This is a genomic window from Mesobacillus maritimus (genome assembly GCF_044803185.1).
GTDB lineage: Bacteria > Bacillota > Bacilli > Bacillales > Cytobacillaceae > Mesobacillus_B > Mesobacillus_B maritimus_B.
In genome coordinates this window covers 5568046-5592545 of the sequence record NZ_CP085225.1, presented here as the reverse complement: position 1 = coordinate 5592545, position 24500 = coordinate 5568046, and the positions used below count along the sequence as shown (strand labels likewise).

Annotated in this window: 23 protein-coding genes; 16 read left to right on the top strand and 7 right to left on the bottom strand. The window is 41.9% G+C overall.

Going from position 1 to position 24500, the window contains the following annotated elements; all coding sequences use genetic code 11:
• Positions 1–436: 436 nt before the first annotated feature.
• The 5 genes from nosZ to pdxK all read right to left on the bottom strand — a co-directional run bounded on the left by nosZ (position 437) and on the right by pdxK (position 4974).
• The gene (gene nosZ, locus LG336_RS26830; RefSeq protein ID WP_404330526.1) at positions 437–2311 is read right to left on the bottom strand and encodes a Sec-dependent nitrous-oxide reductase; all 1875 of its coding nucleotides are present in this window, start codon (positions 2309–2311) and stop codon (positions 437–439) included.
• A 61-nt stretch (positions 2312–2372) separates the two neighbouring features.
• Positions 2373–2837, bottom strand: a complete 465-nt coding sequence (locus LG336_RS26825) for a c-type cytochrome (protein ID WP_404330525.1) — start codon at positions 2835–2837, stop codon at positions 2373–2375.
• Between the two features lie 182 nt (positions 2838–3019).
• Positions 3020–3685 carry a bacillithiol biosynthesis deacetylase BshB2 gene (bshB2, locus tag LG336_RS26820; RefSeq protein WP_404330524.1) on the bottom strand — a complete coding sequence of 222 codons (666 nt, stop codon included), beginning with the start codon at positions 3683–3685 and terminating at the stop codon, positions 3020–3022.
• 68 nt (positions 3686–3753) lie between these two features.
• Positions 3754–4101 (bottom strand): YojF family protein, encoded by a 348-nt coding sequence (locus tag LG336_RS26815; protein ID WP_404330523.1) that lies wholly within the window; start codon positions 4099–4101, stop codon positions 3754–3756.
• 51 nt (positions 4102–4152) lie between these two features.
• Positions 4153–4974: a pyridoxine/pyridoxal/pyridoxamine kinase gene (gene pdxK, locus LG336_RS26810; protein WP_404330522.1), complete on the bottom strand. Its 822-nt coding sequence runs from the start codon at positions 4972–4974 to the stop codon at positions 4153–4155.
• Positions 4975–5714: 740 nt separating this feature from the next.
• Here pdxK and fdhD point away from each other — a divergent pair.
• The 14 genes from fdhD (at position 5715) to LG336_RS26740 (ending at position 20453) form a co-directional block, all read left to right on the top strand.
• The gene (gene fdhD, locus LG336_RS26805; protein ID WP_404330521.1) at positions 5715–6509 is read left to right on the top strand and encodes a formate dehydrogenase accessory sulfurtransferase FdhD; all 795 of its coding nucleotides are present in this window, start codon (positions 5715–5717) and stop codon (positions 6507–6509) included.
• A 113-nt stretch (positions 6510–6622) separates the two neighbouring features.
• On the top strand, positions 6623–9592 hold the full coding sequence (gene fdnG / locus LG336_RS26800; protein WP_404333295.1) for a formate dehydrogenase-N subunit alpha: 2970 nt from the start codon (positions 6623–6625) through the stop codon (positions 9590–9592).
• Positions 9592–10425 carry a 4Fe-4S dicluster domain-containing protein gene (locus LG336_RS26795; protein WP_404330520.1) on the top strand — a complete coding sequence of 278 codons (834 nt, stop codon included), beginning with the start codon at positions 9592–9594 and terminating at the stop codon, positions 10423–10425. The genes fdnG and LG336_RS26795 overlap by 1 nt, the downstream gene beginning before the upstream one ends.
• Entirely contained in the window at positions 10418–11122 is a 705-nt protein-coding gene (locus tag LG336_RS26790; RefSeq protein WP_404330519.1) for a formate dehydrogenase subunit gamma, read from the top strand. The genes LG336_RS26795 and LG336_RS26790 overlap by 8 nt, the downstream gene beginning before the upstream one ends.
• 214 nt (positions 11123–11336) lie before the next feature.
• Positions 11337–12146 (top strand): formate dehydrogenase accessory protein FdhE, encoded by an 810-nt coding sequence (locus LG336_RS26785; RefSeq protein ID WP_404330518.1) that lies wholly within the window; start codon positions 11337–11339, stop codon positions 12144–12146.
• A gap of 217 nt (positions 12147–12363) precedes the next feature.
• The gene (locus LG336_RS26780) at positions 12364–12963 is read left to right on the top strand and encodes a molybdenum cofactor guanylyltransferase (RefSeq protein ID WP_404330517.1); all 600 of its coding nucleotides are present in this window, start codon (positions 12364–12366) and stop codon (positions 12961–12963) included.
• A 42-nt stretch (positions 12964–13005) separates the two neighbouring features.
• Complete coding sequence (glp, locus tag LG336_RS26775) at positions 13006–14238, top strand: gephyrin-like molybdotransferase Glp (protein WP_404330516.1); 1233 nt, start codon at positions 13006–13008, stop codon at positions 14236–14238.
• 15 nt (positions 14239–14253) lie between these two features.
• Complete coding sequence (locus LG336_RS26770) at positions 14254–16173, top strand: molybdopterin biosynthesis protein (RefSeq protein WP_404330515.1); 1920 nt, start codon at positions 14254–14256, stop codon at positions 16171–16173.
• Positions 16174–16211: 38 nt separating this feature from the next.
• The gene (locus tag LG336_RS26765) at positions 16212–16676 is read left to right on the top strand and encodes a molybdenum cofactor biosynthesis protein MoaE (protein WP_404330514.1); all 465 of its coding nucleotides are present in this window, start codon (positions 16212–16214) and stop codon (positions 16674–16676) included.
• Positions 16669–16902: a molybdopterin converting factor subunit 1 gene (moaD, locus tag LG336_RS26760; protein ID WP_404330513.1), complete on the top strand. Its 234-nt coding sequence runs from the start codon at positions 16669–16671 to the stop codon at positions 16900–16902. Before LG336_RS26765 ends, moaD begins: the two co-directional genes overlap by 8 nt.
• Positions 16903–16965: 63 nt before the next feature.
• On the top strand, positions 16966–17985 hold the full coding sequence (locus LG336_RS26755; protein ID WP_404330512.1) for a thiazole biosynthesis adenylyltransferase ThiF: 1020 nt from the start codon (positions 16966–16968) through the stop codon (positions 17983–17985).
• A 709-nt stretch (positions 17986–18694) separates the two neighbouring features.
• Entirely contained in the window at positions 18695–19366 is a 672-nt protein-coding gene (locus LG336_RS26750; protein WP_404330511.1) for a uracil-DNA glycosylase, read from the top strand.
• 143 nt (positions 19367–19509) lie between these two features.
• Positions 19510–19833 (top strand): YwdI family protein, encoded by a 324-nt coding sequence (locus LG336_RS26745; RefSeq protein WP_404330510.1) that lies wholly within the window; start codon positions 19510–19512, stop codon positions 19831–19833.
• A gap of 248 nt (positions 19834–20081) precedes the next feature.
• Positions 20082–20453, top strand: a complete 372-nt coding sequence (locus LG336_RS26740) for a DUF423 domain-containing protein (RefSeq protein WP_404330509.1) — start codon at positions 20082–20084, stop codon at positions 20451–20453.
• 62 nt (positions 20454–20515) lie between these two features.
• Here LG336_RS26740 and gerQ read toward each other — a convergent pair whose 3' ends face one another.
• Positions 20516–21046, bottom strand: a complete 531-nt coding sequence (gerQ, locus tag LG336_RS26735) for a spore coat protein GerQ (protein WP_404330508.1) — start codon at positions 21044–21046, stop codon at positions 20516–20518.
• A gap of 183 nt (positions 21047–21229) precedes the next feature.
• A complete protein-coding gene (gene hemQ, locus LG336_RS26730) occupies positions 21230–21979 on the bottom strand; it encodes a hydrogen peroxide-dependent heme synthase (RefSeq protein WP_404330507.1) in 750 nt (249 codons plus the stop codon).
• Between the two features lie 276 nt (positions 21980–22255).
• Here hemQ and pta point away from each other — a divergent pair, with 276 nt between their 5' ends.
• Both pta and LG336_RS26720 read left to right on the top strand, forming a co-directional pair.
• Positions 22256–23233: a phosphate acetyltransferase gene (pta, locus tag LG336_RS26725; protein ID WP_404330506.1), complete on the top strand. Its 978-nt coding sequence runs from the start codon at positions 22256–22258 to the stop codon at positions 23231–23233.
• Between the two features lie 320 nt (positions 23234–23553).
• Positions 23554–24399, top strand: coding sequence for a biotin/lipoate A/B protein ligase family protein (locus tag LG336_RS26720; RefSeq protein WP_404330505.1), 846 nt, complete (start codon positions 23554–23556; stop codon positions 24397–24399).
• Positions 24400–24500 lie beyond the last annotated feature (101 nt).

The following is a 24500-nucleotide window of genomic DNA, read 5'->3' as shown; positions in this document are numbered from 1 at the left end:
AAGCATTGTTGCTTTCAGGACTTAAATAGAGATCCAATACCATGTTTTTCATTGAAAGGTAGCTTTAGCATATGAGAAAAGAGCTGCAAACTTAGTAATGTCGCACAAAATAGGTGATTCTGCATTAAAATCGGCTTTAAGATTTTATACAATTTTAACAACAATTTTAACGAAATCAGCCTTCTTAAAAGGAAGAGGGCATCAAGCACATTGTTGATCCCCCTCCATTTTATTATCCAAGGCTCTTTTCTCAACCTTTGTTTCTTTCGGAGAAAATATAAAAGTTGTCCTAGCCTGTTTTCGCTGAAAAAATTTTAGATTATGAGAAAGAGCTTGCAAACTTACTATTAACGCACTAAAAGCATTATCCGCGTTAAAATCGGCTTTAGGATTTTAACAATAACCTTTACAAAAACAGACTTATTTCAAGTCGTCTTTATGGTTTTACTAGGAAGTATCCTGACATTTCCTGGTGCAGGGCAGAGCAGAAGTTCGTACAGTAAAGTGGGAAGGTACCAGCTTTATCTGCAGTGAATTCAATGGTATTTGTTTGGCCCGGTTGTACTTCCATATTCAAGTCGTATTGATTAATCGCAAAACCATGAGTGATATCTTGGTCAAAGTCAGTGTTTGTAAGGTGAATGAACACTTTATCGCCTTTATTGACTTCGATGACGTCAGGACGTTCTGCTTTTGCATCAAAGATGAACTTAGATCTCATGGCAATTCCGTATACATGAACTTCATTGCCTTTACGTTCAATTCTAGCGTCTTTTTGGTTATAAACAGCATATGGATTGCTTTCATCCTTGTCATAGACAGAGATGGTGTTAATTTTATCTGCCTTAATTAACTGGGCATAGTGTGGCTCTGGGTTCACAGGTGCTGATTGAATCACTTCCATCTTGTCGCCACGTAGGTCAATCAACTGCATAGACTCTGGGTGAGATGGTCCAACAGATAGGTAACTATCTTTGGCAATTTTATTAAGGGCAATAATGTATTTTCCATCTGGTGCGACGGTGTCACCTTCAGCAGCAACGGCGTGCCCAGGAGAATACTGAACAGCTACGCGGTCTAATGTTTCACCAGTGTTCGGATCCCATTTCACGATTTCAGAAGAAATGAACATTGTTGTGTAGGCCATTCCTTTGTCATCGAATTGGGTATGAAGCGGTCCAAGAGCATTTTCAGGGTTTACTTCTCTTTCCATAACGGATTCGTATTTTACAATCGGAATGCCGTTGCGTTCGCCTGCAAAGTCTTGATTTTTAATTGCTTCGAACGCTTTTTCAAATGAGAAGACAGTCATCGCTGGTGCCAGTTTTCCAGATGCAATAAAGCGGGAACCATCCGGAGTAACGTCGACACCATGAGGAGATTTGGCAACAGGGATGAGATAAATGCCGCCTTTATGCTTTTCAGGGAAGATCATTTTTTGTCCTGTTACTTCATCATAATCGCCATCTTTTACTTTTTGCTCAAGCTCTTTCCAGTTGATTAAAATGATGTAGTCACGGTCTGCTTGGGACGCGTTGATTTCTAGATTAGTTGTTGCTTCTTCTGTGTTATAAGTTGTAATAACTGCCCAGTCACTAGATATTCCTTTTCCAGCGTCAGATAAGTCGTAGGACCAAGGTGGAAGGGCAACCTGGTAAGCTACGTTTAATTTTTCTTTTTCTTCATCAAAAGTAACAGCGGACATAACTCCGCGGTATTGTTCACTATAATCGTCTAATGAAGCATACTCACTTCCAATTGGAACGGCAAAACGAGTAGGCAAGAACATATACTCAGTATTTTCCGTTACAAATGCAGCACAGTGTGGCCCACTAGTATTTGGAACATTAATGATGTCTTTTGTTGTAAACGTTTCTAAATTCATGACTGCTGCGCGACTGTTCGCAACATCGGTAGCAAATAAGTATTTTCCATCATAATCACCATTTGTTTCGGATAGGGCAGGGTGATGAAGGTCGCCCCATGTAAAGTCACCCATTAACTCTTTAGTATGATTGTCAAAGCCATAGCCTGTCGCAGAGTCAGGTGAGAAAACAGGAACAGTACGAATATGACGCATCGATGGAACACCGTATATAAACATTTGACCAGAGTGTCCACCAGAGGCCATCAAATAGTATTCATCTTTTTCCCCAAAAGGGACATACACTTTTTCGGCATTGCTTTTGTTATTGCTGTCGTTGTCGGCTGTTACTTGTGTCGTTTTTTCTGGAGAGAAGTCGGCAAAAAAGACAGTCGCCGCTAGCAATCCAGTTACGAGCCCAGCAACGGGAGGAATCCATTTCTTCATACATTGCACCACCTTATTAGTTTTGTTTTTTATAATTTAGCTGTTGAAAAGGAGTAAACCCTTATTCAGCAGCTTCTTGAAGTGCATCAACCAGTTGTTGTATTTCTTCGTCTGTCAAAGGGCTTCCGCTGATGACACTAGACATAACGGCTGAGGTTGGTTCTTTTAAAAACTCATTAAGTGGCTTGCCATGTTTTCCTTCAACACCGGTGAAGGCTTGGGATAAATCTGGTCCAGTTGCTCCGCCCTCTAAATCTAATGAAGAAACAGAGTGGCAAGATAAGCATCCTTTTGTATTTAAGATTTCGCTGTTTGCAGAAACAACAGACTCAGTAGTTGGCTGTTCGGCTTCCTCACCTGAACCGTCTTCTGCAGGTGTATTGTCCGTGGACTCAGTATTGGTTGCGGTTTCAGTTCGAGTATCGGTCGAAGCGACGTCATCTTTTCCAGCCAGTTGAAATCCTGCGAATCCAATTCCAAACCCAAGAATCGTACAAATGATAAAGCTAGCAACAGAATTTGGCATTCTCTTTCCCCCTTTTGATGAATTTACAAGTTCATCGTAACGCTTGGAAAGGAAGTGGAAATGTGATTTGCCTCACACTTTTAAGGCGGTTTTGTGAAAGGTTTGTGAAGAGGAGAAGAACAGAGAAACAAAAAAAGGCCTGACCCTTTGTTGCAGTAATGCAACGGGGTCAGGCACTTTTTTTAATATTTATATGTCCAAAAACGCTCGTAGTTCAGTCTAGCCATAACCTCAGGATCTTGGTTTTTTAACCCTTCAGCCATGCCAGCCATCATGAGTTGAGTCTGGGACTGGTGGGCTTTAATGGAATCAAACTTTTGGTCTGCAACTGCACTGACATCGTGAACGATGTCAGCCTCACCGAGTTCTTCGACGCAATTATTTGAAAAGGCGACAAGATGTAACTTTGGTCGTTTTTCAACCGGCAGCTTTTCTACCGCACTGACAACAGCCGCACCGGTTGCATCATGGTCCGGATGGACAGAGTAGCCAGGATAGAAGCTGATGATAAGCGAAGGATTGAGTTCTTCAATCATGTCAGATATTTCTTTTGTAAGCTTATCGGGGTCTTCAAATTCGATTGTTTTGTCCCGATAGCCTAGCATACGTAAATCAGAAATTCCTAGGACTCTGGCAGATTCCTTTAATTCGTACTTACGAATGCTAGGGAGTGTCTCTCTATTTGCAAATGGTGGGTTGCCCATATTTCGACCCATCTCACCAAGAGTTAGGCAGGCATATGTAACAGGTGTCCCCATATTGACGTGTGAGGCAATCGTGCCAGATACGCCGAATGCCTCATCATCTGGATGAGGAAATACAACCAGTACTTGTCGTTCTTTTTCCAACTGCTTTCCACGCTCCTTTTTATTAAATGCACCAGGTCATTCCGCTGAACGAGACGCTTGCGCTTTTCTTATTCGAACGGTGTTTTGCTAATCTGGAGGGCCACTGCTAATTTGCCGTCATAATCATGGCCTGCAAGTAAAAGTCTTCCTTTATCATCTTGTTCATAATGGGTAATGCCTTCTGCATAGACCCATCCGAACGGGATCTTTAATCCAACTCGATACGGCCCGGCGCCTGTGATTTTGGCACGCTCATAAGTTAATTTCGCGTTGCGGATATAAGCACCAGCAGAAAAAAACTGTTCATTATGATGCGATGCATATGCTCCATTTGTGGTTTCAAGATGGACATACACTTCTGTATCCAGAAAGCCTTCAAGAGCATCCTGGACCGTCTTCATATTCACTGGATCCATCGTTCACTCCTCCTTCCGGCTACAATAATAAAAGCCTACGTATTATGCTTCCTACTTCGCCGTGCGGCCGGCCCCATAGCGGGTATAGGCACCATGCATAACTGGACCGACGTATTCATTCAGCTTGAAGCCATGTTTAATGGCTTCCGAAACAAAGTCTTTGGCAACAGTAAATGCTTCTTCAGCCGGCAAACCTTTTCCAAGTCCTGCCGCAATCGCTGCAGCGAATGTGCAGCCCGCCCCATGTGTGTAGGTGGTATCAAATTTCTCGGATTCAAATAAGCGGAATTCTTTCCCGTCATACATTAAATCGACCGCTTTTTCATGCTGTAGCTTGCTACCGCCTTTGATCATTACATATTTAGCACCGAGGTCATGAATTTTCGCAGCTGCTTCCTTCATATCTTCGATTGTTTTAATTGGACCAGTCTGCGCAAGCTGCCATGCTTCAAATAAGTTCGGTGTTACAACAGTAGCACGTGGGAGAAGCAGTTCTCTCATCGCATCCGTATTTTCTGGCTGAAGCACTTCATCTTCGCCTTTACAAACCATTACTGGGTCGATGACGACTTTATCCAACCCATGCTCATCTATTTTGCGTGCGGTTAACTCAATAATATCTACAGAGCCAAGCATCCCTGTTTTCATTGAATCGATGCCGACAGAGAGAATCGTTTCAAGTTGCTTTTCCACTAAATCAACTGATTGAGGGAAGACACCATGGTGCCAACCATTTGGATCCATGGTCACAACTGTTGTTAAGGCAGTCATTCCATATACACCAAGTTCTTGGAAGGTCTTGAGGTCAGCTTGAATTCCAGCTCCGCCACTAGAATCAGAGCCTGCAATGGTTAAAACTTTTTTCAATGTCATGCCATTATTCCTCCTTGGAGTTCTTTCATATGGGCTCTTTTCTCAAACTTTGTTGCTCTTGGGTACAAAATAGATTGGATTAAGCTTTGTTCCACTACAAAGTAGCCTTTTAATTATGAGAAAAGAGCTTGCAAACATCCTATTACGTACGAAATAGCTTATCTTGCGTTAAAATCGGCTTTAAGTAGTAAAAATCGGCTTTAAGATTTTTACAATTTTAACAACAATTTTTACGAAAACAGCCTTCATATGTATAGCCTGTTGTTCTATTTTACGATTATACCATTCGTTTATCTGTATACAAAGAAAGACGGTTTTGTTGCACGAGGGAACTAAAATGTCAAAAAAGTCAAGGTGGTTGTCCCCTTATATTTTAAAAGGTGGTGATAAATGTAACTGAAAACTTCATGTAATTCCAGTACGATAAACAATGTATTTCGACATTCTCCCCTTAATTTCCAAGGAATCCGCAAAAGGCCATCCAACATTTACCTACACAGAAAAGACAAAGTTTTGAAATGGGATTGTAACAATTCGGACAACGGCTCTAGCTGGATTTCCTGTAAATTGGAATTATAGAGTAATAGAATCTTTTTTTCTTTGGTCTAAATCAAGGAAATTTTGGAACTGTGATAATTTTAACAGCTTCTAAACTTCATTGTTTCTAAAATACAAAGGGAATGTAGTTTACCGGCTTACAGATCCTGTGAGGAAAAGGCAAATCTTAAGGGGTGATGAGAATGCTCAAGAAGGGGTGTCCTGATGAATACCCAATTACACTTGTTGTTAATGGGTACGAAATTGCTGTTTTTCAGTTAACAAACCAGGATTTAGAGGATTGGGCTTATGGTTATCTCTTTTCGGAGGGATTGATTGACAGTGCAGATGAAGTTGATGCTGTCATCGTGAAGGAAGGTACAGGAACGATACACGTTTCTTTGAATAATGATTTTGATCCTGAACAGATGTTTTCTAAAAAGAAGCATTACACTGCAGGTTGCGGCCGAGGGGTAACCTTCTTTTCAATGACAGATGTAAAAAACTTTCAAAAGATAAGGTCTCATGAGAAATTTGCGCTTAGCTATCTATTAAAAAAGCGTAGCGAGTTTGCGCAGAACACACCTTTATATTTAGAAACGGGCGGCATGCATGGTGCCTGTATCATTCACGAGGACGGCAGTATATCCGTTCGTGAAGACATAGGTCGACATAACGCTGTCGATAAAATTATTGGCCACGCACTTAGAAAGCGCTTGCAACCTGAACGGCTCGTTTTACTCACGACCGGTAGGGTTTCATATGAAATGCTCTCAAAAACAGCAAGATTTGGTTTCGCTGTAATCGGTTCTCGGACAGCGGCTACTAAGCAAGCAGTCCAGTTAGCAAGATTCCTCAATATTGAGGTTGTTGGTTATTTAAGAGGCAAAATGGCAACAGTCTATACATCTACCGGAAGAGTCTATGACGATGTTTCTGGTTCAACTGGTACAAGTAAACCAATTGAAAGGGGTGAGGTTCTCACTATTTTCAATTAAGAAACAAGCGGAAGCGTTCTATAGAAAATACGCGACCGTTAACAAATTAAGGGATACCTAGGGATAAGGGCTGTTCTAGTTAAATTTGGGAAGGAGAGAGAGAAATGGTTGAAATCAACCTGAATCGTCGACAGTTTTTAAAATTGTCGGGTGCAGCAGCAGCAACTTTAGCCGTTGTGGAGCTAGGCTTCAATGAAAAAGAAGTAAAAGCTTCAACAAAGGAATTTAAAATTGCTAAAACAAAAGTAACACCAACCATTTGCGCATTTTGTGGTGTAGGATGCGGCATCTTGGTACACACAGACGACAAAACCGTGGTTTATACAGAAGGTGACCCGGATAGTCCAATAAACGAAGGTACACTTTGTAGTAAGGGAACTACAATTAGACAGGTTTACACATCTGAAAAACGTGTTGAAAAGCCAATGTACCGTGCCCCAGGAAGCGATAAATGGGAAGAAAAAGATTGGGACTGGATGTATAAAAATATTGCCAAGCGTGTAAAAGAAACCCGTGATAGCTCGTTCATTGAAAAAGAGGCGGGATTCATTACAAATAAAACAGAAAAGATTGCTAGTTTAGGTGGAGCAGCGCTTGATAATGAAGAGTGCTATTTACTCGTGAAAATGATGAGAGGGCTTGGTGTTACCTACTTAGAGCATCAGGCACGAATATGACACAGTTCTACGGTTGCCGGTCTGGCACCTACAGTGGGACGTGGAGCAATGACAAACCATTGGAGCGATTTGCAAAATACTGACGTCGCTTTAATTATGGGGGGAAACCCTGCAGAGAACCATCCTATTTCCTTTAGATGGCTGACAAAAGCAAAGGAAAGAGGAGCGAAGATTCTTTCTGTTGACCCGCGCTTTACAAGAACATCTTCTAAAGCAGATGTTTATGCTCAGCTTCGTTCAGGTACGGATATTGCCTTTATGGGCGGCATGATCAAATATGCAATGGATAACGAACTCTACCATAAGGATTATGTGGTTAACTATACAAACGCATCATTCATTGTAAAAGAAGATTATAAGTTTGATGATGGTTTATTCAGCGGCTATGATGAAGCTACTAGAAAGTATGACAGAGCATCATGGGCATTTGAAACAAACGAAGATGGCACACCGAAAGAGGATAAAACACTACAGCATCCTCGCTGTGTCTTCCAAATTATGAAGAAGCACTATGAGCGTTACGATGTTGATACAGTTACGAGTGTAACGGGTACATCAAAAGAAGACTACTTGAAAGTTTGTGAGACTTTCTGTTCGACAGGGCAGGTTGGTAAATCAGGGACGATTATGTATGCGATGGGAACCACTCAGCATACAGTTGGATCAGAAAATGTACGCGCATTCGGTATTATTCAGTTGTTGTTAGGGAATATTGGTCTTCCTGGTGGCGGAATCAATGCGATGCGTGGAGAGTCAAACGTACAGGGGTCAACTGACTTTGCCCTTTTATATCATATCCTTCCAGGGTATGTGGGTATGCCAGTGGCTAAAGATCAGCATAAGGACCTTGCTGCTTATAATGAAAACGAAACACCACCTTCAGGATACTGGAGCAACAAGCCGAAGTTCCTTGTCAGCATGCTGAAGTCTTGGTACGGCGATAGAGCAACGAAAGACAATGACTTCCTTTATGACTATCTACCAAAAGGAAATAAAAACTACTCGCATATTAATCTATTTAAAGCGATGTACAATGGCGATCTTGAGGGAGCATTCTTGTTTGGAACAAACCCTGTAGTAGGTGGACCGAATGCTGGGAAAGAGAAAGAAGCACTTGGCAACTTGAAGTGGTTAGTCGCTGTTGACTTATGGGAGACAGAGTCATCTGCATTCTGGCAAAAAGAGGCAGGTAGCGACCCTTCTACAATTGGAACAGAAGTATTCTTCTTACCGGCAGCATCTTCCTATGAAAAAGAAGGAAGTGTTTCAAACTCGTCACGCTGGATGCAATATCGTTGGAAGGCGATTGACCCAAAAGGACAATCCCTTGCTGACCTCGAAATTATTAACCATTTAATGCTTGAAATTAAAGACTTATATAAAAATGAAAATACTCCTGCCGCTAAGCCTATTAATGCCCTAACTTGGGATTATGGCAAGGATCATCCAGATATTGACCTTGTTTGTAAGGAAATTAATGGCTATGACTTAGCAACAGGAAAGCTACTTCCAGGATTTGGTGCTCTTAAAGATGACGGAACAACTGCATCTGGTAACTGGATTTATTCAGGCTTCTATCCAGAGGAAGGGAAGAACCGTTCAAAGAATCGTGATAACAAAGATACTGGTGGCGGAAACTTCCTAAACTGGTCATTTGCATGGCCTGCAAACCGCCGTATCCTTTACAACCGTGCTTCTGCTGATTTAAATGGCAAGCCATGGAGTGAGGACAAGAAGGTAATCTGGTGGGATACCGTACAAAAGAGCTGGGTTGGCTATGACGTACCTGACTTTGTTCCGACGAAAGCACCATCTGATGAGGGTGGAAATAAGCCGTTCATTATGATTAAAGATGGCGTAGGTGGATTATTTGCTGGTATGAATGAAGGACCACTTCCAGAACACTACGAGCCGTTTGAAAGTCCAGTTGCAAATGCATTTTCAAGCGTGGAGTTAAACCCAGCAGTTGAAATTCACGAAGGTGATTTTAACCTTAAGGGAGAGTACAAAGACTTCCCAATTGTGGCAACAACATATCGTGTAAGTGAGCACTGGCAATCTGGTTCGATGACTCGTAACCAAGAATGGCTTTCTGAATTAGTTGGTCACATGTTTGTTGAAATAAGTGAAGAACTTGCCAAAGAAAAAGGGATTAAAAATAAGGATATGGTCATTGTCAGCACTGCGCGTGGTGAGATTGAAGCCCACGCAATGGTAACGAAGCGCTTTAAGCCTTATACCATCCAGGGTCAAAAGGTCCACCATATTGGGATGCCTTGGCACTTTGGTTATAAAGGATTTGCAACAGGGGATACAGCAAACCGCTTAACACCTCATATTGGGGATGCAAACACAACCATTCCGGAATATAAGGCATTCCTCTGCAATGTAAGGAGGGCTGACTAATGGCTGTTGAATATGTAAAATACGTCGATGTTACCAAATGTGATGGTTGTCGTGCTTGTATGGTCGCCTGTAAAAACTGGAATGACCTTCCGGCAGAACCACAGGATTTCTTAGGAACGATGCAATCTCATGCTAATGTATCAGCTGATACATGGAATGTCCTTACATTTGTTGAACATGAAAATTCACAAGGCAACCTAGATTATCTCTTCCGTCATTCATCCTGCTACCATTGTGCAGATGCAGCATGTGAAAAGGTATGTCCAGAAAATGCGATTAGCTACACGGACACTGGTGCAGTGGTTATTGACCAAGACACATGTGTCGGCTGTGGATATTGCGTCCAAAACTGTCCATTCGATGTTGTTCAGTTAAAGACTTATAAGGATGAAAACGGTAAGGAATACCGTAAAGCTCACAAGTGTACGATGTGTACAGATCGAATTGATGAAGGCTTACAGCCAGCTTGTGTAACAACTTGCCACACAGGTGCAATGGAATTTGGCGAAAAGGATGCAATCATCAAAAAGGCAGAACAACGTGTGAAGGAAATCAAAGAACGCTACCCTAATGCAAATGTCTATAATCCACAAGGGGTTGGCGGAACGCATACCATTTATGTATTAGCTGAAAAGCCATCGGTTTATGGAATGCCTGAAAAACCTAAAGTACCAACTTCTGCAGTTCTTTGGAAAGACTATGCACAGCCAATTGGTAAGTTAATGGTTGGTGGTGTCACAATGGCCCTTGCAGGTGCCTTTGTTGCCAATAAGTTTTTCGACAAAGATGGCAAAGTAGGCCCTCATGATGATGGAGGTGAAGACCATGAGTAAGAAGAATGAGCAGGTTCAAGTAAGACGTTTCTCCAAGGCATTTGTTTGGGCACATGCTATTAATGCAATTTCATTCTTTGGCTTATACATCACGGCATTGCCGATGTATACAGATTTTTTTAACTGGATGTATCCGTTAATGGGTGGGCCAGAAGGGGCGCGTCTCGCACACCGAGTTCTAGCTGTCATGTTTATCACACCTACCTTTATTTGGTTGATTTTTGATCATAAAGGGTTCTTCCTTTGGATGAGAGAGCTTATTACATGGAAAAAACGCGATATTGCTTTTTTCAGTAACTTTGTAAAAGAATTATTCGGATTTAAATTTGACCATGTTAAACAATCTTTCTTCAATGCTGGTGAAAAGATTAACTCACTAATTCAAATCTTCTGTGCGATTCTATTGATTGGATCAGGTTTCCCAATGTGGTTCCCAGATGTATTCCCGAAAGCAGTCGTACAGTGGGCATATTTCGGGCACAACGTAGGATTTGGACTAGGCTTTGCCGTTATCATTGGACATATCTACCTCAGTGTCATTCATAAGCACTCAAGACCTGGCGGCACTGGTGTTATTACAGGAAAGGTACCAGCATGGTGGGCAAAGAGCCACTATGGTGACTGGTATGACGAAGAAGTTAAGAAAGGCAACTTCCCTGACTTAGATGATCCAAAGAAAAAGAAAAAAGGTGCTTAAACTAGAAAAGCGGAGGCGACTAGCCAAAGCAATAATCAATAAACAAATAGAACAAAATGGCTGTCTGTAACAGGACAGCCATTCCTTTAAAAAGAAATCCATAGAGTAGGTAGAAACTCGAACCCTAGAAATAGTAAATATTGAATTTATTAAGAAGAGAATTGTAAAAGAAACACTATAAATAGTTTTTACATTTGAAAGAGGTGTAGCAAGAATGAAAAAATCCGTTGTTTCAAAGGAATATACAAACCTACAGAAAGAAATTGTTAAGTTACAGGAACAGTGGAAGCAAAGCCTCAATCCAGATATTATTAAGCCAAACCTGGATAAGGCTGCAATGAACGCAGGAGTGCCAGCGGCTGCCTTGACGGCTATTGATTTTGAAATTCCCCTATTCTTACAGTGGATAGATGAGATAAATAAGCTAATTAAAAAGAATAATCCTGAATTAGAAGGAAACTTGACTAAGATTAGTGAATTACTAAATGAGGAGTCAGCAATTCGATGGATTGATGAAGCATTTTCGTTTAATCAATTTTACTTTGTTAGTTTTGCACAAGAGAATGAAGTAGAAGAATGGATCCCTCAATTTTTAGCAGAGACAGCATTACGCCCTTACCTGCAGCTAACAGCAGAAGTGCTTCAGCCTGAGATTTCACATGCGGTCCATGGTGCAGGCTGCCCAGTTTGTGGAGAACCAGTTCGCTTAGCTCAACTAGAAGGGAACGGCAAAAAAGTAATCCATTGTCCACGCTGTCATGCTCATTGGCCAGAAAAAAGAGTAGAATGTTCCCACTGTGGAAACGAAGATTCAAACACCATTCACTATTTAACAATCGAAGGAGATGCGACTTCTCAACTGCAAGTTTGCGATAAATGCCAAGGCTATTTAAAAGTAATTGACACAAGACAATTCATTTCTAAGCCTTCTTCTGCTATCCTTGACTTAAACACCATTCATCTTGACTTCATCGCACAAGAAAAGGGTTACAAAGCAGTAGCAGGGAATAGTGAATCTAATTAGATTGAATACTTTTCAAATAGAGGGTTTGGTAAAGCATATTTTGATTTTTTCAACCCGTTGATTGGAGTGGAAGGCACGAAGACTCCTGCGGGAGTGCAAGGCCTAGGGAGACCCCGTGGGAGCGATAGTGACGAGGGGGCTCCCGGACTGCCCGCGGAAAGCGAAGTGCCTGGAACGGAAATCAACGGCCAAGTTTACCAAAAAGAAGGTGCTGTTGATGAAAGCCGGAGCCATTATTTTATCAGGCGGTAAATCAAGCAGAATGGGGAAGAACAAAGCACTTCTTCCATTTAACGATAAAACCAATATAGAAAGAATCAGAGACGAATTGAAATCTCTGTTTGATGATATTATTTTAGTCACAAATGATCCAGAATCCTATGAGTTTCTAAATCTCAAATCAGTTTCAGATGAATTTCCTGGCAAGGGACCCCTTGCTGGCATTCATGCTGGATTAATGGCCTCGGATTATGAAGAAAATATTGTGGTTGCCTGCGACATGCCTTTTGTTTCGGCTGAGCTTGCATCCACGCTTGTTCAAAACTTAAAGCACTATGATGCGATTATCCCGGTGATAGGGGAAAAACAGCATCCATTATTCGCAGCTTATCAAAAGAGGATTGTTCCAGAGATTGAAGCCTGTTTAAAGGAAGACCGCTTGCGCGTGATTCATTTATTGGACAAACTCAATGTCCGCTACCTAGACGATAATGATTTACAAGTCTACAGTGATGGAAGCTTGGAAGAAATCTTTTTTAATATGAATGTTCCAGAAGAATACGAAGAAGCAAAACAACGAGTGGAAAAAGGGGAATAACACTAGACTACAAGGTTCGTCAGAAGAAAGGGTGGAGTGGAGATGCAATTCTTTAAAGTGAAAACAGTAGAGGAAACCTTTGCCTTAATTGAGGAAAACATAGCTAAGGTCAGGGAGGTGTCCGTCTGCGCTCTTAAAGAGGCTCTTCACTGCATTCTTGCCGAACCTGTGGCAGCGGGTGAGAATGTTCCTGGATTTGATCGCTCAACAGTCGATGGATATGCAGTTGTAGCGAAGGATACTTATGGTTCATCTGAGTCGATGCCTGGGTTTTTAACGGTAACAGGCGAAGTCAAAATGGGTGAAGCGGCAACAAAGCCTCTATCACGTGGAGAAGCAATTTATGTCCCTACAGGAGGAATGCTTCCGCCCGGTAGTGATAGTGTTTTAATGATTGAGCATTGTGAGGAAATAAGTGGCTTATTAAATACATATAAACAAATAGCCCCCGGTGAAAATGTTATTCGCACTGGGGAGGATATCAAGGCCGGAGAAATACTGCTTGAAGCAGGTACAAAGCTCCGTCCTCAAGAAATTGGTGCGCTTGCTTCTCTTGGTATTTCGAAGGTAAGTGTATACCGTCCAATCAAAGCAGCTTATCTGTCAACCGGAGATGAAATTGTTCCATATGATACGGAGAGTTTGGAGATTGGTCAAATTCGCGATATCAATTACCTGACTGTCTCTGGTCTTGCGCGCGAATGGGGCGTTGAAGTGATCTATGGGGGTATTACCACTGATGATTACGAGGTGTTTGCTGCGAAGGCCCGCGAGCTTTACGAGCAGGCAGACATCTTAATTTTATCTGGAGGCAGTTCAGTCGGAGCGAAGGATTATACGACTGAGGTGATTCAGTCCCTTGGAGACCCTGGCGTGTTTGTTCATGGAATCAGTATCAAACCTGGGAAACCGACAATTTTAGCTGTGGCCGAAGGAAAACCTGTTATTGGGCTGCCTGGACATCCGGCTTCCGCGATGATCATTTTTAGATTGTTTGGTGAAAAAATCATCAAGAAATTGCAAGGGGAACAATCACAACCGAAGCCAGAGCGTATTTTTGCTCGCATTACAAAAAACATTGCCTCCTCACCAGGACGTTCCGATTATATTCGTGTTCGTTTGTCTATGAAAGAAGGCGAATGGTGGGCAGAGCCAATTATCGGGAAATCTGGGTTGATTACTACTCTTGTTAAAAGCGACGGAATTGTTGAGATTAGTTCAGAAAAAGAAGGAATCTCGCAGGGAGAATACGTACCTGTTCTAGCATCGAAATAAGGGGGAGCTTAAATCATGGATGAAAAGAGATACCAACGGAAAATTTACTTGGAGGACAAGCCAAGGGCCGAGGCGTTGCGGGAAATTCTTGACTATGCAAGCTTGTCGCCTGAAACCGAACTCATCCCAATAAGCGATGCTTTAGGCAGGATTACGGCTGAACCAATCTTTGCAAATGTTTCAATGCCACATTACCACGCCTCAGCAATGGATGGGGTTGCTGTCAATGCGGAAGAAACGTATGAAGCTCATGAACAGAGACCGCTTCACTTAAAAAGAGGAGAGCAATTTGTCTATGTGGATACAGGCAATGCGATTCCGCAACAGTTTAATGCAGTCATTATGATTGAAAATGTCCAGATCCTCGATGACGATACGATTGAAATCATCGAACCGGCAACACCTTGGCAGCATATTCGTCCGATTGGCGAAGATATTGTTCAGGAAGAAATGCTGTTCCCTCAGGGTCACAAGTTAAGACCGGCTGATTTAGGTGCCCTGTTAGCAGCGCAAATTACAGAGGTTCCGGTAGCAAAGAAACCATTGGTGACCATCATTCCAACTGGAAATGAATTAATTCAAGCAGACTCCTCGTTAGCTGCTGGGAAAATCATTGAATTTAATGGCACTGTATTTGCCAATTATATAAAAGAATGGGGCGGAAACCCAGAGTTAAAAGAAATCGTGAGGGATGAGCCTGAAAATATTAAAAAAGCCCTTGTAGATGCAGTTGAGACTTCAGACATCGTTGTCATAAATGCGGGGTCATCCGCAGGGTCAAAGGATTATACCGTTCATATTATTGCTGAACTAGGAACTGTTTTTACTCATGGAGTCGCAACAAGACCTGGAAAGCCAGTCATTCTTGGTGAAATTAATGGAAAAATTGTTGTTGGCGTTCCTGGATATCCAGTATCTGCTTATTTGGCTCTTGAATGGTTTGTTAGACCACTTGTTTGTCAATATTTACAGGTTCCTGTTCCGAAAAGGCAAACCGTTGAGGTGAAGCTAGGTCGTCGGCTTGTCTCAACAATGGGTGCAGAGGACTTTATCCGAATGAATATCGGCTATGTGAATGGCCAATTTATTGCCAATCCCTTAACAAGAGCAGCCGGGGTAACTATGTCACTTGTACGAGCAGATGGTCTGCTTGTGATTCCTCCGGAGTTACTTGGATATGAGCAAGGCGATACGGTAGAAATAGAATTGCTCCGTCCATTGGAAGAAATCAAGAGCGCGATTGTTTTTTCTGGAAGTCATGATATGACGATTGATTTGCTTTCTTCCCAGCTCAAAAGAGAGCGGACTGACATGAAAATTGTATCTTCCCATGTAGGAAGCATGGCTGGTGTCATGGCAATTAGAAAAGGGGAAGCTCACGTAGCGGGCATTCATTTGCTAGACCCTGAAACAAAGGAATATAATGTTTCGTATGTGAAAAAACTTCTGGCAGGGCAAGACGTCGTCCTGTATCCATTTTTAAAAAGGACTCAAGGATGGATTGTGCCTCAGGGGAATCCTTTAGAAGTGACTGGAGTTGCCGACTTAGTGGAATCACAAGCCGATTATGCTAACCGTCAAAAGGGTGCAGGAACGAGGATCTTATTTGATTTACTTTTAAAAGAAGAAGGGATAACTCCGGAACAAATCAACGGGTATGACCGTGAAATGTTCTCCCATTTAAGTGTTGCTGCCGAAGTAAAAGGAAACGAAAGGGCAGTGGGGCTAGGGATTTACCCAGCAGCGAAATCAATGAACCTTGAGTTTATTCCTGTAGCCGATGAATCGTATGACCTGTTGATGACGAAGAACTTTTTCGAGAGCGAGAAAGGGCGTTGGCTCCAAGCTGTTATTCAATCAGAAGCCTTTAAGGCAGAAGTCGATAAAATTGGTGGATACAAAGTCGTAAGTCACGCCGAATCTGTATTTTTGTAACAATGCAATGTTTTAATCAGAACCTTGAGGTGAACAAAATGATGTATGAAATCGCAAAAGATCCGATTGACATTCAATCGGTTATTGATAAAGTTGTTCAACGAGAAGCCGGTGCCATTAACACTTTCATTGGAACGGTTAGAGAGTTAACGAAGGGAAAGAAAACCCTTTATCTCATTTACGAGGCCTATGAACCGATGGCCGTTAAAAAGTTGGAGCAGATTGGCAAGGAAATCAAGGAACGCTGGGAAGGGGCCGAGGTGGCCATCACTCACCGTGTTGGCAAGCTTGATATTACCGATGTTGCAGTAGTCATTGCCGTATCGACGCCACACCGTGCGGATTCATATGAAGCCAATCGATATGCAATTGAACGGATTAAAGAAATCGTGCCAATCTGGAAAAAAGAACATTGGGAAGACGGACAAGAATGGATTGGAAACCAGCTTGAGACCGTGGCCTATCCAAGTGGAAAACCAGAGGAGGGTGATTTGAATGAATAAGATTTTGTTTTTCGCCCACTTACGTGATGAAGTAGGGGAAGAATCGGTCACAATTGATGCCACAGGGAAAACTGTAGCAGAAGTGAAAACACTAGTGGCTGAACAATATAAGGTGCAAAAACTTGATACCGCGATGACAGCAATCAATGAAGAATTTGCCCCAAATGATGAAGTGATTAAGGATGGAGACGTCATAGCCTTTATTCCACCAGTAAGCGGAGGCTGATGTCTCCGTGTTTTTTCTTTATCAGTATGCTTAGATTACTTTTATAATTGGGAGGAATCTCCGATGTCAGATAGATATTCACGCCAGACCTTATTTCCTCCGATTGGCAAGAACGGCCAGGAAAAAATCAGTACCAAGCATGTATTGATTATTGGTGCTGGTGCCTTAGGTTCCGGCAATGCCGAAGTCATGACGCGGGCTGGGGTTGGAAGGCTGACGATTGTTGACCGAGATTATGTTGAAGCGAGCAATCTTCAGCGTCAACAATTATATACCGAAGAAGATGTGGCGGAAAAGCTTCCGAAAGCTGCTGCCGCAGAAAAAAGATTGAAGGCGATCAACTCAGGAGTCGAAATTCGCTCGATTATTGGGGATGCAACACCCGAAAAGTTGACTGAACTTGCTGGAGATGTGGACTTAATTATCGACTCAACAGACAATTTCGAAACGAGAATGGCCATTAATGATATTTCTCAAAAGTTTGAAATCCCATGGATTTATGGAGCCTGCGTAGCTAGTTTTGGGATGAGCTTTACGATTGTCCCAGGGCAGACTCCATGCTTAAATTGCTTGTTAAAAGCAATTCCAATACAAGGAATGACCTGCGATACGGGCGGGATTATCGGGCCTGCCGCACAAATGGTGATTGCTCATCAAACCGCAGAAGCCTTGAAAATCCTTGTTGAAGATTGGGAAGCTGTGAGAACTTCGTTCGTTAGTTTTGATTTATGGAGAAATCAATATTCGAGTATGAAGATGTCACGCGCTAAGGACCCTGGCTGTCTATCATGTGGTGAACATCGGGAATACCCGTACCTCAACGCTGAAAATATGACAAAAACCAGCGTCTTATGCGGACGAGACACCGTTCAAATTCGGCCACCTCATTCAGAAGGGGTCGACTTAAAAGATATGGCTGGGAAACTAAAAGCACTAGGATATGTAGTAAAGGGAAATCCATACCTACTATCTGCAGAGATGGATACCAACCGTTTTGTTCTCTTCCAAGATGGCCGTGCGCTCATTCATGGAACAAAAGACATCGCCCAAGCCAAGAGCTTGTATAGTCGATTACTAGGATAAATAGTAAATACCTCATTTAAGATGGACGGTGTTCTCATTTGAGGTGTAAAAAGCAAAAAAGCAGGGCAACCATATTGGGATTTGCCCTGCTCTTTTCGTTTTTCCTACTTGCCTTCAGTGACACTCAACGATAATAGAGGGAAAAATTCCACTTATTTAGTAAAAGGCATTGAAATTAGCTTAAATAAGCGGAGAAACTCCCGCTATTAACTCGAAAAACGTGAAAATGGAGGGTTTTTAATTGAATAACGGAAAAATCTCCCCTTATATCCTCCGAAAAGAGCTCCATTCTGCAAATAACGGAAAAATCTCCGCTTATTTTACTTTTGCTTGTTATTCAATTAAGGACAAGCCTTCTTAATTTAGCAGTTTAGCATTTACTTCCGATTTGCCATGCTAATTCTCCCTAAATGTTGACAGTACAACAAAAAATGAAGCGCTAAAATCGTTGCGATATAGCACTATATTTATCGTGAAATTTGTTGTTTGGCACCGTAAAAGAGAACCCTTTATTTTTTAAATATGGTATTTTTTATCTGTTGAGGAGTTTCGATAATCAACACCCAAGTAACACAGCCATTCTGCTAAAATAGATTTAAATTAAGCCGCGGAAAGCAAGCGCCTGGAACGGAAATCAACCATTCCTTGTTCCCATTGGAACAAGATAGCGGAAATCAACTAGCAATCATAGATTGAAAGGAAGATAGGGATGTACCAAGAAAGATTACACAATAAATGGGGCGAGCTCCTTAAGGACGAGTTTAACAAAGACTACTTCCTGCAATTAAAGAAATTTCTCGACAAGGAGTATGCGGAACAAACCGTTCATCCTAGAAAAGAGGATATTTTTAATGCATTGATTCATACAGATTATGACGATGTAAAGGTTGTTCTACTTGGACAAGATCCATACCATGGTCCTGGGCAAGCACATGGATTAAGCTTTTCTGTAAAACCAGGAATCAAAATCCCGCCTTCGTTACGAAATGTTTTTAAAGAGCTCCAAAACGATGTTGGTTGCAGCATCCCAAATCATGGCTATTTAACGAAGTGGGCAGACCAAGGTGTTTTGCTATTAAATACTGTACTAACCGTACGAGAAGGGGAAGCCCACTCTCATAAAAGGCAGGGCTGGGAAGTGTTAACAGATAGAATAATTTCGCTATTAAACGATCGAGAGGAACCAGTTATTTTCCTACTCTGGGGAAAACCAGCGCAATCCAAGATGAACTTGATTGATCAACAAAGGCATTTCATCCTTACATCTGTGCATCCTAGTCCACTATCTGCTAATAGAGGCTTTTTTGGTAATCATCATTTTTCGCACATCAATGAGTACCTCCGATCCAAAGGTGGAAAAGAGATAGATTGGCAGGTATAAACGACCGAGGCTGTTTCATAATAGGTTTCCTTCGACATGTTCCACGTGGAACAGACAATTAATGTTTCATGTTTCGTGTAAAAATCGTTGAACTAAGGTAGAATGGTATCGAGAAATGACAACTTTTAAAGCGTGGTGAAAACGTGAATATATCGCTACAAAAATTACTTTTAAAAATGGAGACAGAATTAAAAGGTGCAAGAGAGGCCGGGGCAGAGTCTGCATTGAGAGAGCGAATTCATTCTCTCAAAACTTTATGCGAGTTGGTGCTGGACGAACCACGGAATGGGGGAGGAGTGCAACCAACCCTGCCGCAGAGCCAGACAATGTCTACGCCGCCAATACATAGTTCCGTAGTTACACCGACACATGTACCGTACCAACAACCGCAACCTCAAGCAACGACTCAATCAAAAAAAATTGAAATGGATGATGGGGCTAACGGAGATTCTTTATTAGATTTTTAGAAATAGGCTGTTTTCGTAAAGATGGTTGTTAAAATTGTAAAAATCTTAAAACCGATTTTTACTACCTAAAGCCGATTTTAACGCAAGATAAGCTATTTTGTACGTTATAGGAAGTTTGCACGCTCTTTTCTCATAATTTAAAGGCTATTCTGTAGTGAAACAAAGCTTCAACCAACCTATTTTATATTCAAGAGCAACAAAGTTTGAGAAAAGAGCCTAGAAATAAAAATGTGAGGGGAGAAAACATTATGAAACTCTTTATTATTATTGGAGCAGTGAATGCTTTTCTTGCTGTTGCACTGGGAGCTTTTGGTGCGCATGGCTTAGAAGGGAAAGTACCAGCAAAATATTTGGAAACCTGGCAAACAGGTGTGACCTATCAGATGTTCCATGCAGTGGGAATTCTAATTATTGGAATTTTACTGGGGAACATTCCAGCAACCTCATTGCTTAGCTGGTCCGGGTGGTTGATGTTAATCGGGATTATTCTTTTTTCAGGTAGTTTGTACGTCTTAACCTTAACGCAAATTAGTGTTCTTGGCGCCATTACTCCTTTGGGAGGAGTATCCTTCCTTGTTGCCTGGGTATTGCTCATCATTGCGGCTGTTAGATATATGTAAAACAAAAAGGAGCTCTGCATGAATCAGCAGAGCTCCTTTTATAGTTATTGTTGCTTTTCTTTTTACCTTGGAGGATAGGCAGCTAACCCAGCTCCACCAAAGGGATAGTCATACTCAAGCTCTTCATCAAACGTGATATAATCCAAGTAAACCATTAGTAGGAGAAAACGCATGCCTGTTTGTGGGTCGCTAAGGATGATATGATCTCTTCCGGCAGCTTCGATAATGCCTTTGAAAATCTTGGAATTCCATTCTTGACTCGCATCAAAGCTCATGTAAACTGTTGCGAGCTTTCCTTTATTAAGACGAAGGATGTTTTCAATATAGGATTGCTCAGCTGGAAGCATACCTGGCACTTGGACGCCTGTTCCGTTGGCTGATGGGAAAACTCCCTGTGGTGGTGGCGTTGTCGGTTGTGCCCCGGCCATGCCACCGTTCATTTGCGGCTGTGCTGTTTGCCCGGGCTGACTATACGGATAACCGTTGTTCGCCTGTGTTGGATAACCTTGACGACTCTGACCATTTGCCCCTGCGTAAGGTATATAGGCCTGAGGATACGTTTGATTGTAATATGGATAATTCGATTGACTCATTCTTTTCCCTCCCGAATGAAAATAATAGTCACGAAAAAATTTAGAAGCCTCACTATTTCAACTTTATGAGGGGAGGACGGATTTATGACAAAAAGTATTGAGAACAATCCTCTCGAGCCTTTTGCAATAGTAGGGGCCGATGATAAAAAAATACCCTATAGTGGGCACTATAGGGTAGGGTACTTATTTTACATCAAGAAACGATTCAACACGATCAATATCAAGAAGATTTCCTACAAAGAAGGCACCAAATTCACCGTAACGTGCACTCACTTCGTCAAAGCGCATTTCATAAACAAGCTTTTTAAATTGAAGAACATCATCGGCAAACAAAGTAACGCCCCACTCATAATCGTCAAAACCAACAGATCCCGTGATAATTTGCTTCACTTTACCTGCATATTGACGGCCAATCATGCCGTGGCTGTACATCAACTTTTTACGATCTTCCATTGAAAGCATGTACCAGTTATCATTTCCTTGACGACGCTTGTCCATTGGATAGAAACAAACATGCTTTGCCTGTGGAAGCTCAGGATATAGACGTGCACGAACATGTGGATTCTGGTAAGGGTCTCCACCTTCACCAGCAAGATAGTTACTCAATTCAACAACCGAAACATATGAATGAGCTGGAACTGTATATTCAGCTAGTTTTGATTTATTGAATTCGGTTTCAATTTCATTTAGCTCTTCCATTGTTGGGCGAAGAATCATCATCATAAAATCAGCCTTTTGTCCGACAATGGTATAAAGGGCATGACTACCTTGTTGCTCAGCTTGAGTCTTGTTCCATTTCTCAACAAGTCCGTGGAATTCATTAATGGCTGCCTGGCGCTCATCACTAGGCGTCATTTTCCAAGTAGTCCAATCGATTGTGCGGAAATCATGTAGGCAATACCAACCATCGAGCGTTTGTGCTGCTTCACTCATTTATCTCACTCCTAAAAATCGATAATTTACAACAATACTATATCACAGTTTTGCCATACAATACTCGGATAACACCTTCCTGAGTATTTGTTTTGGTATAGACTAGGAAAAGTCGGGATATTTTAGCAGGCAGATGCAAATAATGATGATGGTTATGTCTTAGCTTTATTTAAAAATTGGCAAAAGAGAAACTTCTTTGTTGGAAGCGGTAACATCCTTGAATTTTTAGTAGGGTAAAGTATGCTAGGGAAGTAAAGGTTAAAGAGGAGGATTCATATGAGCGATTTATTTACTGGCTTAAAAGAAAGACTAAGCGGAAAAAATTTACGCATCGTTTTTCCTGAGGGTTTAGATGAAAGAATTTTATCAGCAGCCGGTCGTTTAGCTGCAGATGGAGTACTTACACCCATTTTAGTAGGAAATATCGAAGAAATTCAATCCAAGGCAAGTGGACTAGGAGTAGCTCTTGATTCAGTGGAGATCTATGACCCGAATAATTTTGCAATGATGGATGAGCTTGTTGCTTCTTTTGTGGAAAGACGGAAAGGCAAAGCAACCGAAGAGCAAGCACGTAAAATTCTACTTGATGAAAACTACTTTGGAACCATGCTTGTACATACCAATCGTGCGGACGGACTTGTGAGTGGAGCCGCACACTCGACTGCCGACACAGTAAGACCGGCGTTACAAATCATTAAGACAAAGGAAGGCGTTCGCAAAACTTCTGGTGTCTTCATTATGGTTCGCGAAGATGAGAAATATGTGTTTGCTGATTGTGCGATTAACATTGCACCAGATAGCCAAGATCTTGCAGAAATTGCAATCGAAAGTGCGAAAACAGCAAGAATGTTTGATATTGAGCCACGCGTTGCGATGCTAAGCTTTTCTACAAAGGGTTCAGCGGTTTCACCAGAAACGGACAAGGTTTCAACAGCGGTTGCAGTCGCTCAAGAACGTGAACCTGAGCTTGTGTTAGACGGAGAATTTCAGTTTGATGCGGCATTCGTTCCATCGGTAGCAGAGAAAAAGGCCCCAGATTCCGTAATCAAAGGCGATGCAAATGTATTTGTTTTCCCAAGCTTAGAGGCAGGAAATATCGGCTACAAAATTGCCCAACGCCTTGGAAACTTCGAAGCAGTGGGACCAATCCTTCAAGGCTTAAACCGCCCAGTAAACGATCTTTCCCGCGGCTGTAGCGAGGAAGATGTTTATAAACTAGCCTTAATCACAGCAGGACAAGCACTGGCAGAGTAAAAACTAAATCTTTGTTCGAGCCGGTTTCGATGATTAGGGGAAACCGGTTCTTTTTATATGATTGGTGGAATTTCAAACCCAATAGAAAATGCTATAATAGCCAAGTGAATGTTGATAATGGCTCTTTTCTCAAACTTTGTTGCTCTTGGCAAATTAGCTAATTAATAATGAGAAAAGAGCTTGCAAACTGACTATAACGTACAAAATGGCTTATCTTGCGTTAAAATCGACTTTAGGTAGTAAAAATCGGTTTTAAGATTTTTACAATTTTAACAACACTCTTTACGAAAACAGCCTTGATAAAAAAGGAGAAATTACAAATGGATGAGGCGCTTCAATTATTGCGTCAAAGTCGTTGGAGACTGATTGACCAGTCAGCAATTGGGCCGCATTTTCATGCTCTTCAATCGTTTGCAACGGATGACACGCTTTGTGAGTCGGTGGGGACGGGGAAGTCGTCAGCAGTGGCGAGGTCTTGGGTACATCATCAAACAGTGGTACTGGGAATCCAGGATACAAAGCTCCCGTATTTGCAGAAAGGTTTAGATTACCTTGAAGAGCAAGGGTATCAATATATCGTCCGTAACTCTGGTGGATTGGCCGTCGTATTAGATGAGGGTGTGCTCAACCTTTCATTAATTTTACCGGAAGTAGAAAAGGGCATTGATATAAATCGTGGCTACGATGCCATGTGGCTGTTGATAAAAAAGATGTTTTCCGATTTTGCTATAGAAATAGACGCCCGAGAAATCGTAGGCTCCTATTGTCCTGGGAGTTATGATTTGAGCATTGGGGGCAAGAAGTTTGCAGGAATCTCACAGAGGCGTTTGAAAAAAGGGGTGGCCGTGCAAATTTATCTTTGCGTAACAGGCAGTGGCAGTGAACGCGCCGAGGTCATCAGGAATTTTTACGAGCAGGCTAGAAATGGAGAAAACACAAAATTCCTTTATCCTGAAGTGAAGCCAGAGGTGATGTCGTCACTTACTGAATTGCTTGATCTTCCCATTTCGATTCAGGATGTTATGCTCCGGTTTTTAACGTTTTTACATCAAAATAGCGATGAAATCCTAACTGGCCAATTGCAGCCGGAGGAGTTTGAACTATTTACCCATTATTATGATCGCATCGTTGAACGAAACGGTAAATTTCTTGTAAGAAAAGCGTAAGCGGCTCGTTCAGCGACGTATGGCCTGGAGCCCTTCGACTGAGATAAAGGAAACACGAAGAGCGTTAGCGATTCGATGTTGACTTATCGCAGGGAGAAGAG